We start from the raw sequence: 14788 nt of genomic DNA, 5'->3' as shown, positions 1-14788 counted from the left end.
ATCTGTCAATCTGTTTAGACATGAATTCCGTCACCCCGGCCTGACAGCCGTGACGACGCTGGTCACGAAGGGGCGCGCCGTGCGCAAGGCTCGAGGCTCGGCGAAGCCGGCTGCAGCAAGCAGGGAGCAAATCCGCGCGGCGGACCGGGTGCGGCCCGTTCCCATCGCCAGCGTGTAAAGGGCGAAGTAGGTGTCGGTCGCCCGATCAGGCCGTGCGCCGCCCGACATCGGTTCGGAGACGACGACGCGTCCGCCCGGTGGAAGCGCAGCGAAGACCGCCGCAAGCAACGCCGCGACCGTCGTGTCGGAATGATCGTAAAGGACCCGCACAAGGCTGATCGTGTCGGCGCCGCCGGGAAGGGGATCGGTTCGGAAGCTGCCCGGAACGACCGACAGGCGGTCCGACAGCCCGTCGCGCGCGAATCGGCGGGCGGCCTGGGCGGCCACCTCGGGAAGATCGAAGAGCACGCCGCTGACGTCCGGGTTGGCCTGGGCGGCCGAAGCAAGGAAGACGCCCGTGCCGCCGCCCACATCCATCAGGCATTTCGTGCCGCGGAACGAGACCGCGCGCAGCGTCTCTTCGGCGACCAGCGCCTGGCTGTCGGTCATCAGGTCGGAATAGCGTTCCGCCGCCTCGGGGTCGACGTCGGCGCCGGGTCCGAAGACATAGGGCCAGAAGCCGGCCAGCTCGGGCTTGGTCTCGCCGCGCAGGAAGGCCACCGGGTTCTCGAGGTCGCGGTATAGGACTCGGTGATGCCGGATCATCGCCGCCAGCCCGGGCACCCCCAGAAGCGCGGCGCCCCGGCGGGTCAGCGAAACCCGGTCGCCCCTGCGGTTCAGAAGCCCAAGCGCCGCGCCCGCTTGCGCAAGGATCTCCATCCGCTCGTCAGCAAGACGGTGCCGGTGGGCCAGCGCCTTCAGCGTCTGCGGACCGTCGCGCAGCGTGTCGAGCACGCCAAGCTCGACCAAGGCCATCAGGACCTGGCTGTGAACGAAGCCCGCGACCAGGTCGAACATCGCCTCGCCCTCGCGCCGGGCGGTGCCGCGGGTCAGAGGAAAGCGGCTTGCCCAGGACTGGAAGCCCCGCGAGGACACAAGGCGATTGCGCCAGCCATTCAGGCTGAACCGGCGCCGCGAGGCCGGAGTTGGGGCCTCGGCGATGCCCGCGTCACTCACCGGGGACCGTCCGGCGCATCGGCGAGGCCGGGGCATGGACGGGGGTCAGCTTTTCGGCCGTGGCGCGCACCATCTGCGCCAGCTGTGCCTCGCCCGGGCAAGACGGGATCGAGGCGATCGCCCCGGCGAGGATGTCTTTCAGACGACCGATTGCCCCCTCGACACCGAAGGTGCTGACCGCATTCGGACGGGCGTGAACCTCGTCCTGATGGGCAGGCTTGCCCAGCGTCGCCTCGTCACACAAGGCGTCCCGCAGATCGTCGGCAACCTGGAAGGCCTCGCCGATGCGGGCGCCAAGCTCTTCCCATTGGTCGGCGTCCTGCCCGGCCGCGATCGCGCCCATCTGGGTCGCCGCGATGAACAGCGCCCCGGTCTTGGCGCGGTGATAGGCGGACAGGTCCACCTTGGGTTCGCTTTCCCAGCCCTGCCCGGCGCAGATGCCGTTCGGCATTCCGCTGCGTTCGGACAAGACGCGGATCAGCTTCAGCGCCCGCCCCGGATCGACGTCGCCTGCCCGGGCGAGGATATCGAAGGCAAGGATGATCAGGCTGTCGCCGGTCAGAAGCGCCAGCGGCTCGGAATAGGCGCGGTGGACCGACGGCTTGCCACGCCGGATGTCGGCGTCGTCGAAGCAGGGCATGTCGTCATGGACGAGGCTCGCGCAGTGGATGAGTTCCAGCGCCGCGGCGGCGGTATCCGCCATCATTGGCTGATCGTCCCCACACGCCATGGCGACGGACAGAAGAATGGTGGGGCGGATGCGTGCGCCGCCCGGCGTCACCGCGTAGTCGAGGGCCGAGGCCAGCCGTGGCGGTGCCGTCAACCCAGGCCGGGTCCTTTGCCCCAGCGTGATCGCCCGTGCGACCGCGGCTTCGATCCGGGGGGTAAGTGACATCGGCGGCTCCTGCTGATGAGCGGACGCGGTGGCCTGCAACGCCGCATTGTAAATTCAACATTACATTACAGACTGTAAATCATACTGGACATATCTTGGGCCCGAGTCAACAATCCCGACATGACAGCGACTTCGGACCGCATCGTCGTGATTGGCGCCGGAATGGGTGGCCTCGCCGCCGCGGCGCGGCTGGCCCACGCCGGCTGCGACGTCACCGTGGTCGAGGCGCAGGGCTATCCCGGCGGCAAGATGCGGACGGTGGACAGCCCCGCGGGGCCGGTCGACGCAGGGCCGACCGTGATGACGATGCGGCATGTCTTCGACGCGCTTTTCGCCGACTGCGGGGCGCGGCTTGAAGACGCGGTCACGCTGCACCAGGAGCCGCTTCTGGCGCGGCATTTCTGGCCGGACGGCGCGACTCTTGATCTGTACGACGACGTCGACCGCAGCGCAGAGGCCGTGCACGGCCTTGCGGGCGCCAGGGCCGAGGCCGAGTTCCGCAGCTTCTCGACACGGGCGGCACGGCTTTTCGATGCCTTCGAGGCGCCGATGATGCTGTCGCCAACGCCACGGATCGGCGGGTTGACGGCGCATGTGATGAAGCACCCTGGGCTGATCCCGGTGATGGCCCCCTTCTCGTCCCTGGCCTCGGTGCTGAAGCGGCAGTTCACCGACCCCCGCCTTCGACAGCTCTTTGGACGCTACGCCACCTATGTCGGCGGTTCGCCCTTTTCCTCGCCCGCGGTCCTGGCGCTGATCTGGTCGGCCGAGGAACGCGGTGTCTGGCGGGTCGAGGGGGGCATGCACCGTCTGGCACGGGCGATGGCGGCGCTGGCCGAAGGCCAGGGCGCGCGGTTCCGCTTCGGCGCGCGGGCCGTCCGGGTCGAACGGCAGTCGGGTGCGGTGCGGGCCGTGCACCTTGAGGGTGGCGAGCGGATCGGCTGCGACCGCGTGGTTTTCAACGGCGATCCCCGCGCGCTTGCCGCAGGCCTGCTGGGCGACGGCCTTCGCGGCGCGGTGGCCGACACCGGCGTCAACCCGCGCAGCCTGTCGGCCCGGGTCTGGACCTTCGCCGCGACGCCACAAGGGCCCGACCTTGCGCATCACAATGTCTTCTTCGGGGCCGATCCGCAGGCCGAGTTCGGCCCGATCGCGCGCGGCCGCGCGCCCGAGGACCCCACGCTTTACGTCTGCGCCCAGGATCGCGGCATGGGACTTGTCCCGCCCGACCTGGAACGCTTCGAGATCATCGAGAATGCCCCGCCCCTGCCCCACGCCTCTGCCGAGGAGACCGAGACATGTCGGACACGCACTTTCCAGGCACTCGCCCGTTTCGGGCTGCGCTTCAGTCCGGCGCCGCCAGATGGCGCGCTGACGACGCCCCAGGGGTTCGAGACGCTTTTTCCCGCGAGTCTCGGATCCCTTTACGGCCGCAGCCCGTCGGGGATGAGGGCGCCGTTCCAGCGGCCCACGGCGCGAACGGCGGTGCCGGGGCTTTACCTGGCAGGCGGGGGGGCACATCCGGGGGCGGGGGTGCCGATGGCCACGCTCTCCGGGCGGCACGCGGCCGAGGCGATCTTGACGGACCTCGCTTCGACCTCGACGTCCCGAGCGACGGCTACGCCTGGTGGTATGTCGACGGCATCAGCGATGACGGCAGCCGCGCGGTCTCGGTCATCGCCTTCATAGGCTCGGTCTTTTCGCCCTGGTATCGCTGGTCGGGGCGCAGGCGGCCGCACAACCACGTCTGCATCAACGTGGCGACCTATGGCCCCGGCGGACGCTTCACGATGACCGACAGGGGCGAGGCGGCGCTGCGCCAGACCCCCAGCGTCTTTCAGGTCGGCCCCAGCATGCTGCGCTGGACGCAAGGGCGGCTCGAGATCGATATCGACGAGGTGTCGTCCCTGCCGCTGGTCAGCCGGGTAAGGGGGCGGATCACGGTGACGCCCTCGGCCGTGACGTCGGTCGAACTGCCGCTTCTGGCGAACGGCACCCATGTCTGGCGGCCCTTCGCGCCCACCGCGACGATCGAGGTCGACCTCAACCGCGGCTGGCAGTGGCGCGGGCATGGCTATTTCGACGCGAACTTCGGGACCCGCGCGCTTGAGGACGATTTCGACTACTGGACCTGGGGCCGCTTCCCGGTGACGGGCGGCGCGACCTGCTTTTACGACGCGGTGCGCCGCGACGGCTCGGACATGGCGGCGGCCGTGCATTTCACCGAGGACGGTCGCGCCGAAGCGGTGTCGCCGCCGCCCCTGACGCGGTTCCGGCGGTCGAACTGGATGGTGATGCGCGAGACGCGGGCCGACGCGGGCTTCGTGCCGCGGCAGGTCAAGGCGATGCTCGACGCGCCGTTCTATTCGCGATCGGCGGTGCGCACGAGGATCGGCGGGGAAGAGACCGTGGGCGTGCACGAGGCGCTGGATTTGCGCCGCTTCGCCTCGCCGCTGCTGAAGCCGATGCTCGCGGTGCGGGTTCCGCGCCGGGCGGGGTGGCACTTTGACGTCTAGGGCCGGTGGGGGCTGTCTGCCCCCACGCCCCCGAAGGTATTTTCAGCCAGAAGATGCAACCGGGGCAGGATCGTTCCGGCGCCAGACAGCGTAGTTGAGCGCGGCCGCGATCGAGACCCAGCCGAGATAGGGCACGAAGAGAAGGCCCGCGAGGGTATCGAGCTGGAAGAAGAGGGCCATGGTCACGGCGACCGAGATCCAGAGCGCAACGATCACCAGCATTCCGCCGCCCATCTTGCGCAGTCCGAAGAAGACCGGCGTCCAGAGCGTGTTGAGCGCGATCTGAAGCGCGAAGGTCGCCATCGCATAGGCGCTGCCTTCGACGGGCGCCGCGCGGGCGGCGGCGCCGGCAATGCAGAGATAAAGCGTGAACCAGGCGACCGGAAAGACCCAATCGGGCGGGGTCCAGCGCGGCTTTTCAAGGGACCGGTACCAGTCGCCGGGCTGGAACAGCGCGCCGGTCGACCCCGCTGCAAGGCAGGTGGCAAGGAAGATGAGGAAGAGGATCCAGTCCATACCGTCAAGATAGGGCGGACTCAGGCCCCTTCCATCCCCCCGCGATCGCGCGCCTCGAGCTCGGCGAAAACGGCAAGGAGAGTCCCGGCGCGCCCATCGCCCCAGCCCAGCGCCCGCGGCGCGGTGCGGGCTGCGGCGTCGACGAGAAAGGCGGTCTCTGACAAGGGCCGGGCATAGAGCACCGCCGAGCGCGGCAAAAGCGTCGTCGCGCCCGCGCGCAGAAGCGACAGACCCAGCCATCCGGCCTTCTGCGCCCGGTTCGTGCGCCCCCGCCACGAGACGGAATCGAAGCCGTTGCGCGCGATCGCGCCGCCGATGCCGGCATAGACATGGCGCGCGGCATAGATGCCGGGCCGGGCCGCGAGAGGCAGTTCGGGGATGCCCGCCTCGGACCGGTCGTAGAGCTTGCGCGCCTCGAACAGGAGGCGGCGCGTCATCGCGCGGATGCGATCGTCGGGCAGGGGGTCGGCAAGGAAGGCCTCGGGGTCGACCCCGGCTTCGGCGAACCAGTCCAGCGGCAGGTAGAGGCGCCGTGCGCGCGCATCCTCGCCCACGTCGCGGGCGATGTTGGTCAGCTGCATGGCAACGCCAAGGTCGCAGGCGCGCGCCAGGGCATCGGCGTCGCGCACGCGCATGAGCACGCACATCATGGCGCCGACCGCGGCGGCGACGCGCGCGGAATAGTCGAAGACGCCCGAGAGCGTGTCGTAGCGCCGGCCCATCGCATCCCAGGCCAGCCCTTCCAGAAGGCCTTCGGGCAGGGCGAAGGGCATGTCGAATTCCTCGATGACGGACGCGAAGGCCCGGTCTTCGGGGGCGTCCTTGGGACGGCCGGCATAGATCGCGTCCAGCCGATCGCGCAGGCGGAAGACGGCGGCCGTCTTTTCCTCGTGCAGGTCGACGGCGTCGTCGGCCAGTCGGCAGAAGGCATAAAGCGCCAGCGCCGGGTCGCGCACCGACGCGGGCAGCAGCCTCGACGCCGCGTAGAAGGACAGCGATCCGTGGCGGATCGAGGTGCGGCAATGGGCAAGGTCGCGGGGATGGATCATTCGGCCGCCAGTCGTTCGGGGATCGCGACGCGCGGCGCGTCGGGAACCAGTTTCGCCAGAACCTCGGCCGAGGAGACGACGCCCGGCAAGCCGGCGCCCGGATGGGTGCCCGCGCCGACAAGGTAGAGGCCCTTCGCCTCTTCGCTGACGTTGTGGGGTCGGAACCATGCCGATTGAAGGATGCGCGGCTCGATCGAGAAGCCGCAGCCGTGGGGCGACAGGTAGCGGTCGCGGAAATCCTCGGGGGTGAAGATCAGTTCGGCCGACAGATGATCCTGGAACCCCGGCATCGCCTGGTCGAGAACATCGGCCACCTTGGCGCGGTAGCGGTCGCGCATGGCCGACCAGTCGACCGGGTCGCCGTGCCCGAGATGGGGCACCGGCGACAGGGCATAAAACGTATCCCCGCCGTCGGGTGCGACCGTGGGATCCGTCACCGAGGGGCGGTGCAGATAGAGGCTCATGTCGTCGGCAAGCTTGCCCTTGATGAAGATGTCGCGCAGCAACCCTTCGTAGCGCGGGCCCGACAGGATGGTGTGATGACCGACGTCCGACCAGAGGTCGCGGGTCCCGCGTGTGCCGAAGTACCAGACGAACAGGCCCATCGACCAGCGGCGCGCGTCAAGCTTCGGGTCGGTCCAGCGGCGTTTCCCGGCATTGCGCAAGAGCCGGGAATAGGTATGGCCGGCGTCCGCGTTCGACACGACGATGTCGGCTTCGATCACCTTGCCGTCCGTCAGGCGAACGCCCCTTGCCCTTCCGCCGGTCAAAAGGATCTCGTCGACCTCGGACTCCAGCCGAAGGTGGCCGCCCTGCCCCGTGACGACGCGCGCCATGGCGTCGGCGATGGCCTGCACGCCGCCGATCGCATAGTGCACGCCGAATTCCTTTTCCAGGTGGCTGACAAGGGCATACATCGACGTGACGTGCATGGGGTCGCCCCCGATGAAGAGCGGGTGGAACGACAGCGCCATGCGCAGCCTCTCGTCCTTCACCCGCGCCCGCGCCAGACCCAGGATCGAACGGTCGGCGCGCAGCACCGCGAACTCGGGCAGCACCTTCACGGTGTCCCAAAGCCGGTGCATCGGTTCGGCCACCATGCCCTCGAAGCCCACGACATAGCGGCGGCGGCTGTCGTCGAGAAACCGAAGGTAGCCGTCGACGTCGCCAGGGGAAAGGCGCCGGACTTCTTCGACCATGGCGTCGGTGTCGCCGCGCGCGGTGAAGTGCGACCCGTCGGGCCAGCGGATCTCGTAGAACGGATCGAGCGGGCGCAGATCGACGTCGGCGTCGAAATCGCGGCCGCAGGCGGCCCAAAGGGTGCGGAAGACCTGCGGCACGGTGACGATGGTCGGCCCAAGGTCGAAGCGGTGCCCATCGACCGCGATCGACGAGCCGCGCCCGCCCACGGTATCGAGCCGGTCCAGAAGGGTCACGGCATAGCCCTTGGCGCCCAGACGCATCGCCGCGGCGAGACCGCCCAGACCGGCCCCGATGACGATGGCGCGCGAGGCGACGTGATCCATGGCCCGTTCCCTTTCGGTGTCCACCGTACCTTCCTTCCAAGGATAGGACTGTCTAGCCAGATTTACAATCATCGATTTGCGTCGAGGTGTCGCAAGGCTTTGTCTCTTTTGTTTTTCGACGCACTCTGTCATGTTCAGTTTACAGAACAAGGGGAACCGACCGATTCAGACCGTGACGCTCAGCCTGCATCGCTTTGCCTCGCCGCAGGCCCGGCTCTGGGCCTTCGGACAGATGGGCGCGGCCCGGCTTTCGTTTCGGGCGATGCCCGAGGTCGGGTTCTGGAAGCTTTGCGGATCGGGCGTGGGCGAAGGCTTCACGCCGATACCCAACACATCCGTCTGGGCGATTCTCGCCACCTGGCCGGACGAGACGACCGCGCGGGCCATGGTGGACGAAGCCCCGGTTTATCGCCGCTGGCGCGACCATGCCGCCGAAGTCTGGACCGTGTTCCTGACCGCGTCTTCGGCGCGGGGGCGGTGGTCGGGCGTCGAGCCTTTCGACGTGACCGGGCCGCCCGGCGACGGCCCTCTGGCCGTGCTGACCCGCGCAACGCTGAGGCCGCGTATCGCACCACGCTTCTGGGGGCATTCGCCCGACGTGTCACGGATGATCGGCGCCGACCCCGACGTGATCTTCAAGATCGGCATCGGCGAGGTGCCGTGGCTGCAGCAGGTCACCTTCTCGATCTGGCCTGACGTGACCTCCATGGCACGCTTCGCCCATCGCGACGGCGCCCATCTTCGGGCCGTCCGCGCCGTCCGCGAGGGCGGATGGTTCCGCGAAGAGCTTTACGCCCGATTCCGCATCCTCGGCGACACCGGCACGTGGGAGGGACGCCCCCCGCTTGCCCAGCTTGAAAGGCAGGCCGCATGACCCAACCCTTCCCCTTCTCGGCCATCGTGGGCCAAGACGAGATGAAGCTGGCCATGGTTCTGACCGCGATCGATCCAAGGATCGGCGGCGTCCTTGTCTTCGGCGACCGGGGCACCGGCAAGTCGACCGCCGTGCGCGCGCTGGCGGCACTTTTGCCGCAGATCGAACAGGTCGAAGGCTGCCCGGTGAACTCGGCCAGCCTCGGGCAATGCCCGGAGTGGGCCGAAATAGGCTCACAACGGATCGTGAAGCGACCGACGCCGGTGGTCGACCTGCCGCTCGGGGCGACCGAGGATCGGGTGGTCGGCGCGCTCGATATCGAACGCGCGCTGACACGGGGCGAGAAGGCGTTCGAGCCTGGGCTGCTTGCGCGGGCGAACCGCGGATATCTCTACATCGACGAGGTGAACCTGCTTGAGGATCATATCGTCGACCTTCTGCTCGACGTCGCGCAATCGGGCGAGAACGTGGTCGAACGCGAAGGCCTGTCAATCCGCCATCCGGCACGCTTCGTTCTGGTGGGCTCGGGCAACCCCGAAGAGGGCGAGCTTCGGCCGCAGCTTCTGGACCGCTTCGGACTGTCGGTCGAGGTGTCGTCGCCCACCGACATCGACGACCGGATCGAGGTCATCCGCCGCCGCAATGCCTATGAGGACGACACCGACGGCTTCCTGAAACGCTGGCGCGCAGCCGACACGAAGCTGCGCAAGCGCATCCTTGCCGCGCGCGACCGCCTCGCCCGGGTGGATACGCCCGAGGCGGCCCTGCGCGACTGCGCCGAGTTGTGCGTGACGCTGGGCTCCGACGGGCTTCGCGGCGAATTGACACTGCTGAAGGCGGCGCGGGCGCTTGCGGCCTTCGACGGCGACGCGGCGATCTCGCGCGCGCACCTGCGCCGCGTGGCCCCCCCGGCGCTGCGTCACCGCCTGCGGCGCGATCCACTGGACGAGGCGGGGTCGACCACCCGTGTGGCGCGCGTGGTCGACGAGATGTTCGGCCAGTTCCAGACCGCCGCGGAATGACCGGCGCGTCCGCCTCTGCCGCATGGGACCGGGCCTGCACTGCGGTTGCTGTGCTGGCGGTCGACCCCCTCGCGCTGGGCGGACTATGGCTGCGCGCGCGGTCCGGTCCGGTGCGCGAAGCGTTGCTTGACCGCCTCGACGCCCTTCCCCTGCCCCGCCGCCGCATCCAGCCCATGGTTTCCGACAGTCAGCTATTCGGCGGCGTCGATCTGTCGGCGACGCTTGCGGCGGGTCGCGTCGTCCACGAGCGCGGGCTTTTGGCCACGCCCGCGGTCCTTGTCCTTGCGATGGCCGAGCGCAGCCCTTCGGGCCTGCCCGCGCGGCTTGGACAGGCGCTTGACGACCGCAGGTGCGCGCTTGTCGCGCTTGACGAAGGGGCCGAGGCCGACGAGATGCTGCCCACGGCCCTGCAAGAGCGGCTGGGCCTGTTCGTCTGCCTCGATGACCTTCCGGTTGCCGTCATCGACGCGTCGCGGCGCTGGACGGATGCCGACATCACGTCCGCTCGGGATCGGCTACGGTCAGTCACTGTTTCGGCGGAAAATGCCGATGAACTGGTGATCCTTGCTGCGACCCTCGGCATCGGAAGCCTGCGCGCCCCGCTCTTTGCCGTCAGGGTTGCGCGCGCGCTTGCGGCGTTGAACGGCCGCGCGGCGCCGTCGCGCGACGACCTCGCGCAGGCAGCGGACCTCGTCTTCGCCCATCGTGCCCTTGCGTTCCCCGACCGGGACGAGGCCGAAGTCGCACCCGAAGCCGATCAGGCGGACCCGGACACGCCCGACGACAGCCATGACGACAGCGACAGGTCGCGCGATCCTGCCCTGCCTGACGACATTCTTCTCGACGCCGTGCGCGTCGCACTGCCGCCCGATCTTCTGGCGCAACTGGCCGGGAACCGCGCGCGGGTGCGCGGCGGCACGGGGTCCGGGTCGGGCAGCCGCAAGCGCGGCAACCGGCGCGGGCGCCCCCTGCCGTCGCGTCCCGGCCACCCCGATGGCCGATCGCGCATCGACATCGTCGCAACGCTGCGGGCCGCGGCCCCCTGGCAACCCATGCGCCGGGCCGCGTCCCCGCATGGGCATCTGCTGCACATCCGCCCCGCGGACATCCGCCTGCGCCGGTTCGAGGACCGGTCGGATCGCCTTCTGATCTTTGCGGTCGACGCCTCGGGGTCGTCGGCGATGGCGCGTCTGGCCGAGGCCAAGGGTGCGGTCGAACTTCTTCTGGCCGAGGCCTATGCCCGGCGCGACCACGTCGCGCTCGTGGCCTTTCGCGGCGCGGCGGCCGAATTGCTGCTGCCGCCTACGCGGTCGCTTGTCCAGACAAAGCGGCGGCTGACCGCCCTGCCCGGCGGCGGCGGCACCCCCCTGGCCGCCGGACTGCGCGCGGCACAGGAAACCGCGATCCACGCAAGGCGTCATGGCTTGACGCCATCGCTGGTCCTTCTGACCGATGGCCGCGGAAACGTCGCGCTTGATGGAAGGGCGGACCGCGCGCAGGCGGGCGAGGACGCCGAAGCCGTGGCCCGGTCGATCAGGGGCCTGGGCATGTCGTCCCTTGTGGTCGACACCGCAAATCGCCCGCAAGAGGCGCTTCGCGCCCTGTCCGGGACGCTGGGCGGCACCTACCTCGCCCTGCCGCGGGCCAGCGCCGAGCGCCTGTCTAAGGCGGTCTCGTCCGCGCTTGACGGCTAGGACCATGGACTGGGCGCGCGACGGGGCGGACTGGCCGAACCGCGAACATTCGCGCTTCGTGACGGCCCGCGCCCATCGCTGGCACCTGCAGGACACTGGCGAAGGTCCGACGGTTCTTCTGCTGCACGGGGCGGGCGGTGCGACGCAAAGCTGGCGCGATCTTCTTCCCCGCCTTGGCGGGACGTTCCACGTCATCGCCCCCGACCTTCCCGGTCAGGGCTTCAGCCGATGCGGCGCGCGGCACCGCCTGTCGCTTCCGAAGATGGCCGAAGATCTTGCCGCGCTGGCGGCCAGCGAAGGCTGGCGGGTCGATCTGATCGTGGGGCATTCCGCCGGAGCGGTCCTTGCGCTCGAGCTGGCGCGGCGCCTGCGTCCGCGCGGGGTGGTAGGGCTGAACGCCGCGCTGGGAAAGTTCGACGGCGTCGCAGGGTGGCTTTTTCCGCTCATGGCCAAGGCCCTGGCGCTCAACCCGTTCGCCGCCTCGATCCTGACCCGCATTCCCAACACCGAAGCCCGCGTGCGCGAACTGCTGGCGACCACGGGGTCACGCTTCGACGACAGGACGCTGACGCTGTACCGCCGCCTCGCGGCCGATCGGGATCATGTGGCCGGCACGATCGCGATGATGGCCCAGTGGAACATCGACAGCCTGCTTGCGCAGCTTGAAACGATCGAGTGTCCGGTTCTGCTTCTGGCAGGCGCGAACGACGGAACCGTGCCGCCCGAGATCTCGACGAAGGCCGGGGCAAGGCTGCCGCAGGCCGAGGTCGCCCTGCTGCCGGGGCTGGGTCACCTGATGCACGAGGAAGCGCCCGACCTGGTGGCGGAACGCATCGAAGCCTTCGCCCGCGCGCTTGGTCTCATGTCCGTGCCGAAACGATCTGCCACCCCCTGACGAACACGCGGATGCGGCAGGCACAAAGCAAAGGGCCGCCCGGAAGGGCGGCCCATGCCGACAGGTTTCCCGCCGATCAGTTCGTCGCAGGAGCCAGCGAGGCGAGGTAGGCGTAAAGGTTCTTGGCGTCCTCTTCCGAGCGCACCTTGAAGGCCATCTGGCCACGGGCGCCGTTGTCGCCAAGGAACTCACGCAGGAACGGCGTCGGGTCCTGAACATAGGCAACGAAGGTCGCTTCGTCCCAGACAAGGCCCTTCTCGCCCGCCTCGACCATCGAGGCCGAGTAGCGGAAGCCCTCGACCGTGCCGGCCGTGCGCCCCGAGACGGCGTAAAGGTTCGGCCCTGTCCTGGCGTTCCGGCCGGCAAGCGTTTCGCCCGCCTCGTTCACCACGACATGGCAGGTCTGGCACTGGCTGAAGGCCTTTTCGCCCGCGGCCGCGTCGCCGTCCTGTGCAACAGCCGCACCAGCGGCAAGAACACCGGCGGTCGCGACGATCCAACTGAACTTCATGGAAGTCTCCCTTTTCATTCCGACGTTGAGACTAATGCACCTCGACCGCAGGTAAAGCGCGCCAGCGCAGATTCTTCAAGCCACCTGGCGCGCAATCGCACAGCGCTTCCACAGCGACTCGAGCGCCGTGACCAGATGATCGATGTCGGCATCGCTGTGATAGGGCGACGGCGTGATGCGCAGCCGCTCGGTTCCTTTCGGCACGGTGGGATAGTTGATCGGCTGCACGTAGATGCCCCAATCGGCCATCAGCATGTCCGAGATCATCCGGCATTTCACCGGATCGCCGATCATCACCGGGATGATGTGGCTGGGGTTGTCCATGTGCGGGATGCCACGCGCCTCGAGCGCCTCGCGCAAATGCCGCACCTGACGCTGCTGGCGCGCGCGCTCCATCTGGCTGACTTTCAGGTGACGGATCGACGCCGTCGCGGCCGCCGCCACCGCGGGCGGCAGGGCTGTCGTGAAGATGAACCCGCTCGAGAAGCTGCGAATGAAGTCGCACATCACCGCCGAGCCCGTGACGTAGCCGCCGAACGTGCCGAAAGCCTTGCCCAGCGTTCCCTCGATCAGGGTGATGCGGTCCATCAGCCCTTCCCGTTCCGCCACGCCGCCGCCGCGCGGGCCGTACATGCCGACCGCGTGCACCTCGTCGATATAGGTCATGGCGCCGTGCCTCTCGGCGACCTCCACGATCTCGCGGATCGGCGCGATGTCGCCATCCATCGAATAGACGCTTTCGAAAGCCACGATCTTCGGCCGCTCGGCCGGGAGTGCGGCCAGCTTGCGGTCAAGATCCTCGGGGTCGTTGTGCCGCCAGATCACCTTGTCGGCGCGGCTGTGGCGGATGCCCTCGATCATGCTGGCGTGGTTCAGCGCGTCCGACAGGATCACGGCACCCGGCAGACGGCTGCCAAGCGTGGACAGCGCCGCCCAGTTCGACACGTAACCCGACGAGAACAGAAGCGCCGCCTCCTTGCCGTGCAGGTCGGCCAGTTCCTCTTCGAGGATCCGGTGATGGTGGTTCGTGCCCGAGATGTTCCGCGTCCCGCCCGCGCCCGTGCCGCAGGCCTGGGCGGTCTCGACCATCGCCCGCACCACGTCGGGGTGCTGGCCCATGCCCAGGTAGTCGTTCGAACACCAGACGGTGATCTCGCGCTTGCCGTCCTGGCCATGCTTGTCGGCCCGCGGGAACTTCCCGCACTTGCGCTCGAGCTCGGCGAAGATCCGGTAGTTGCCTTCCCGCTTCAACGCGTCGAGCTGGGCCTTGAAAAGTGCGTCAAAGTCCATGGCGGTCCTCTCGTATCAGTCTGTCGGTTTGTGGTTTGTGCGCGGGGATCATCCAGCGCCAGAGTTTTTCGTCGGGCAGCGGCAGCACCATCAGCCAGTGCTCGAGCAGCGCCAGCCCGGTGAGCGACGCCAGAAGCGCGAAGCCCGCCGCCTCGGCCGCGGTCTGGGCGGAGTAGATCCGCTCAAGCCAGCAGGCCACCGCGAAGGTCAGCGCGGTGATCGAGATCGGGAAAAGCCAGTTCATCGGCGCGCGCCGGAAATGGCTTGGAAGGTGCGACAGCGGACTGGGAAGGAATTCGACGTTGATCTTCGGCACGCCCAGGAACAGGTTCAGCTTGGCCGAGATCCGCGCGAAGTAGAGAACCGCGAAGGTCCAGAACCCGAACATGTTGACCGCCCCCCACGACGCATAGGCCATCAGGATCAGCGACACCGTCAGCAGCATCTCGTGATAGGCCACCGTGCCCCAGGCGCGCAGGAACCGCTCGAAGCCCTCAACGCCGGGCGGGCAGTCGCGGGGCGCGGGACCGGCGATGGTGCCCGTCAGGAAGGCCAGTTCGATCCAGCCCCAGATCAGGAGCGCCGCGAAGAAGCCGGCATAGATCCCGCCGACGCCCGCGGCCGGCAGGCTCTCGGCCAGCATGTAGAGGCCCGCCCCAAGGAAGGGCAGCCCCACCATGACCGCCCAGAAGTGCCCGTGGGTGCCCTGGTTGTCGGCGCGCCGGACCAGCCACAGGATCGCCCCGGTGGAAAACCACCAGGTGAACAGCGCGGTCATCGCGGCGATCCAGGGCGTTTCGAACACTCGGCCGGTCCTTCTTCTG

Annotated in this window: 14 protein-coding genes; 6 read left to right on the top strand and 8 right to left on the bottom strand. The window is 68.8% G+C overall.

The window, feature by feature from the left end:
- Nucleotides 1–30: 30 nt before the first annotated feature.
- Both ACRDNQ_RS08410 and ACRDNQ_RS08405 read right to left on the bottom strand, forming a co-directional pair.
- Nucleotides 31–1176, bottom strand: a complete 1146-nt coding sequence (locus ACRDNQ_RS08410) for a methyltransferase (RefSeq protein ID WP_431828204.1) — start codon at nt 1174–1176, stop codon at nt 31–33.
- Nucleotides 1169–2071 (bottom strand): polyprenyl synthetase family protein, encoded by a 903-nt coding sequence (locus ACRDNQ_RS08405; RefSeq protein ID WP_431828203.1) that lies wholly within the window; start codon nt 2069–2071, stop codon nt 1169–1171. The genes ACRDNQ_RS08410 and ACRDNQ_RS08405 overlap by 8 nt, the downstream gene beginning before the upstream one ends.
- Before the next feature lie 120 nt (nt 2072–2191).
- On the opposite strand from ACRDNQ_RS08405, the gene crtD reads away from it, so the two are divergent.
- Nucleotides 2192–3760 (top strand): 1-hydroxycarotenoid 3,4-desaturase CrtD, encoded by a 1569-nt coding sequence (gene crtD / locus ACRDNQ_RS08400; RefSeq protein WP_431828202.1) that lies wholly within the window; start codon nt 2192–2194, stop codon nt 3758–3760.
- Complete coding sequence (crtC, locus tag ACRDNQ_RS08395) at nt 3715–4587, top strand: carotenoid 1,2-hydratase (protein ID WP_431829094.1); 873 nt, start codon at nt 3715–3717, stop codon at nt 4585–4587. The genes crtD and crtC overlap by 46 nt, the downstream gene beginning before the upstream one ends.
- Before the next feature lie 42 nt (nt 4588–4629).
- Here crtC and tspO read toward each other — a convergent pair whose 3' ends face one another.
- Genes tspO through ACRDNQ_RS08380 form a run of 3 tightly spaced genes read right to left on the bottom strand, consistent with a single transcriptional unit; the run spans nt 4630 to nt 7678 of the window.
- Complete coding sequence (gene tspO, locus ACRDNQ_RS08390; RefSeq protein ID WP_431828201.1) at nt 4630–5103, bottom strand: tryptophan-rich sensory protein TspO; 474 nt, start codon at nt 5101–5103, stop codon at nt 4630–4632.
- A 20-nt stretch (nt 5104–5123) separates the two neighbouring features.
- The gene (crtB, locus tag ACRDNQ_RS08385; RefSeq protein ID WP_431828200.1) at nt 5124–6152 is read right to left on the bottom strand and encodes a 15-cis-phytoene synthase; all 1029 of its coding nucleotides are present in this window, start codon (nt 6150–6152) and stop codon (nt 5124–5126) included.
- Nucleotides 6149–7678, bottom strand: a complete 1530-nt coding sequence (locus ACRDNQ_RS08380) for a phytoene desaturase (RefSeq protein WP_431829093.1) — start codon at nt 7676–7678, stop codon at nt 6149–6151. The genes crtB and ACRDNQ_RS08380 overlap by 4 nt, the downstream gene beginning before the upstream one ends.
- Nucleotides 7679–7808: 130 nt before the next feature.
- On the opposite strand from ACRDNQ_RS08380, the gene crtA reads away from it, so the two are divergent.
- The 4 genes from crtA to bchO are packed head-to-tail and all read left to right on the top strand — an operon-like array spanning nt 7809 to nt 12163.
- Nucleotides 7809–8552, top strand: a complete 744-nt coding sequence (gene crtA, locus ACRDNQ_RS08375; protein ID WP_431828199.1) for a spheroidene monooxygenase — start codon at nt 7809–7811, stop codon at nt 8550–8552.
- The gene (gene bchI, locus ACRDNQ_RS08370; protein WP_431828198.1) at nt 8549–9574 is read left to right on the top strand and encodes a magnesium chelatase ATPase subunit I; all 1026 of its coding nucleotides are present in this window, start codon (nt 8549–8551) and stop codon (nt 9572–9574) included. Before crtA ends, bchI begins: the two co-directional genes overlap by 4 nt.
- Nucleotides 9571–11268, top strand: coding sequence for a magnesium chelatase subunit D (locus ACRDNQ_RS08365; RefSeq protein ID WP_431828197.1), 1698 nt, complete (start codon nt 9571–9573; stop codon nt 11266–11268). Before bchI ends, ACRDNQ_RS08365 begins: the two co-directional genes overlap by 4 nt.
- Before the next feature lie 4 nt (nt 11269–11272).
- Nucleotides 11273–12163, top strand: coding sequence for an alpha/beta fold hydrolase BchO (gene bchO, locus ACRDNQ_RS08360; RefSeq protein ID WP_431828196.1), 891 nt, complete (start codon nt 11273–11275; stop codon nt 12161–12163).
- A gap of 76 nt (nt 12164–12239) precedes the next feature.
- Here the strand turns inward: bchO and ACRDNQ_RS08355 are convergent, their stop codons facing one another.
- The 3 genes from ACRDNQ_RS08355 to puhE form a co-directional block, all read right to left on the bottom strand.
- Nucleotides 12240–12674: a c-type cytochrome gene (locus tag ACRDNQ_RS08355; RefSeq protein ID WP_431828195.1), complete on the bottom strand. Its 435-nt coding sequence runs from the start codon at nt 12672–12674 to the stop codon at nt 12240–12242.
- A gap of 75 nt (nt 12675–12749) precedes the next feature.
- Nucleotides 12750–13964, bottom strand: coding sequence for a 5-aminolevulinate synthase (gene hemA, locus ACRDNQ_RS08350; protein ID WP_431828194.1), 1215 nt, complete (start codon nt 13962–13964; stop codon nt 12750–12752).
- Nucleotides 13954–14769 (bottom strand): putative photosynthetic complex assembly protein PuhE, encoded by an 816-nt coding sequence (gene puhE, locus ACRDNQ_RS08345; protein WP_431828193.1) that lies wholly within the window; start codon nt 14767–14769, stop codon nt 13954–13956. The genes hemA and puhE overlap by 11 nt, the downstream gene beginning before the upstream one ends.
- Nucleotides 14770–14788 lie beyond the last annotated feature (19 nt).

Origin of the sequence: Saliniferula longa (genome assembly GCF_050789285.1) — a bacterium.
GTDB lineage: Bacteria > Pseudomonadota > Alphaproteobacteria > Rhodobacterales > Rhodobacteraceae > CAVPWP01.
Note: the sequence above shows the minus strand (reverse complement) of the source record. Positions and strands in the feature narration are given on the sequence as shown.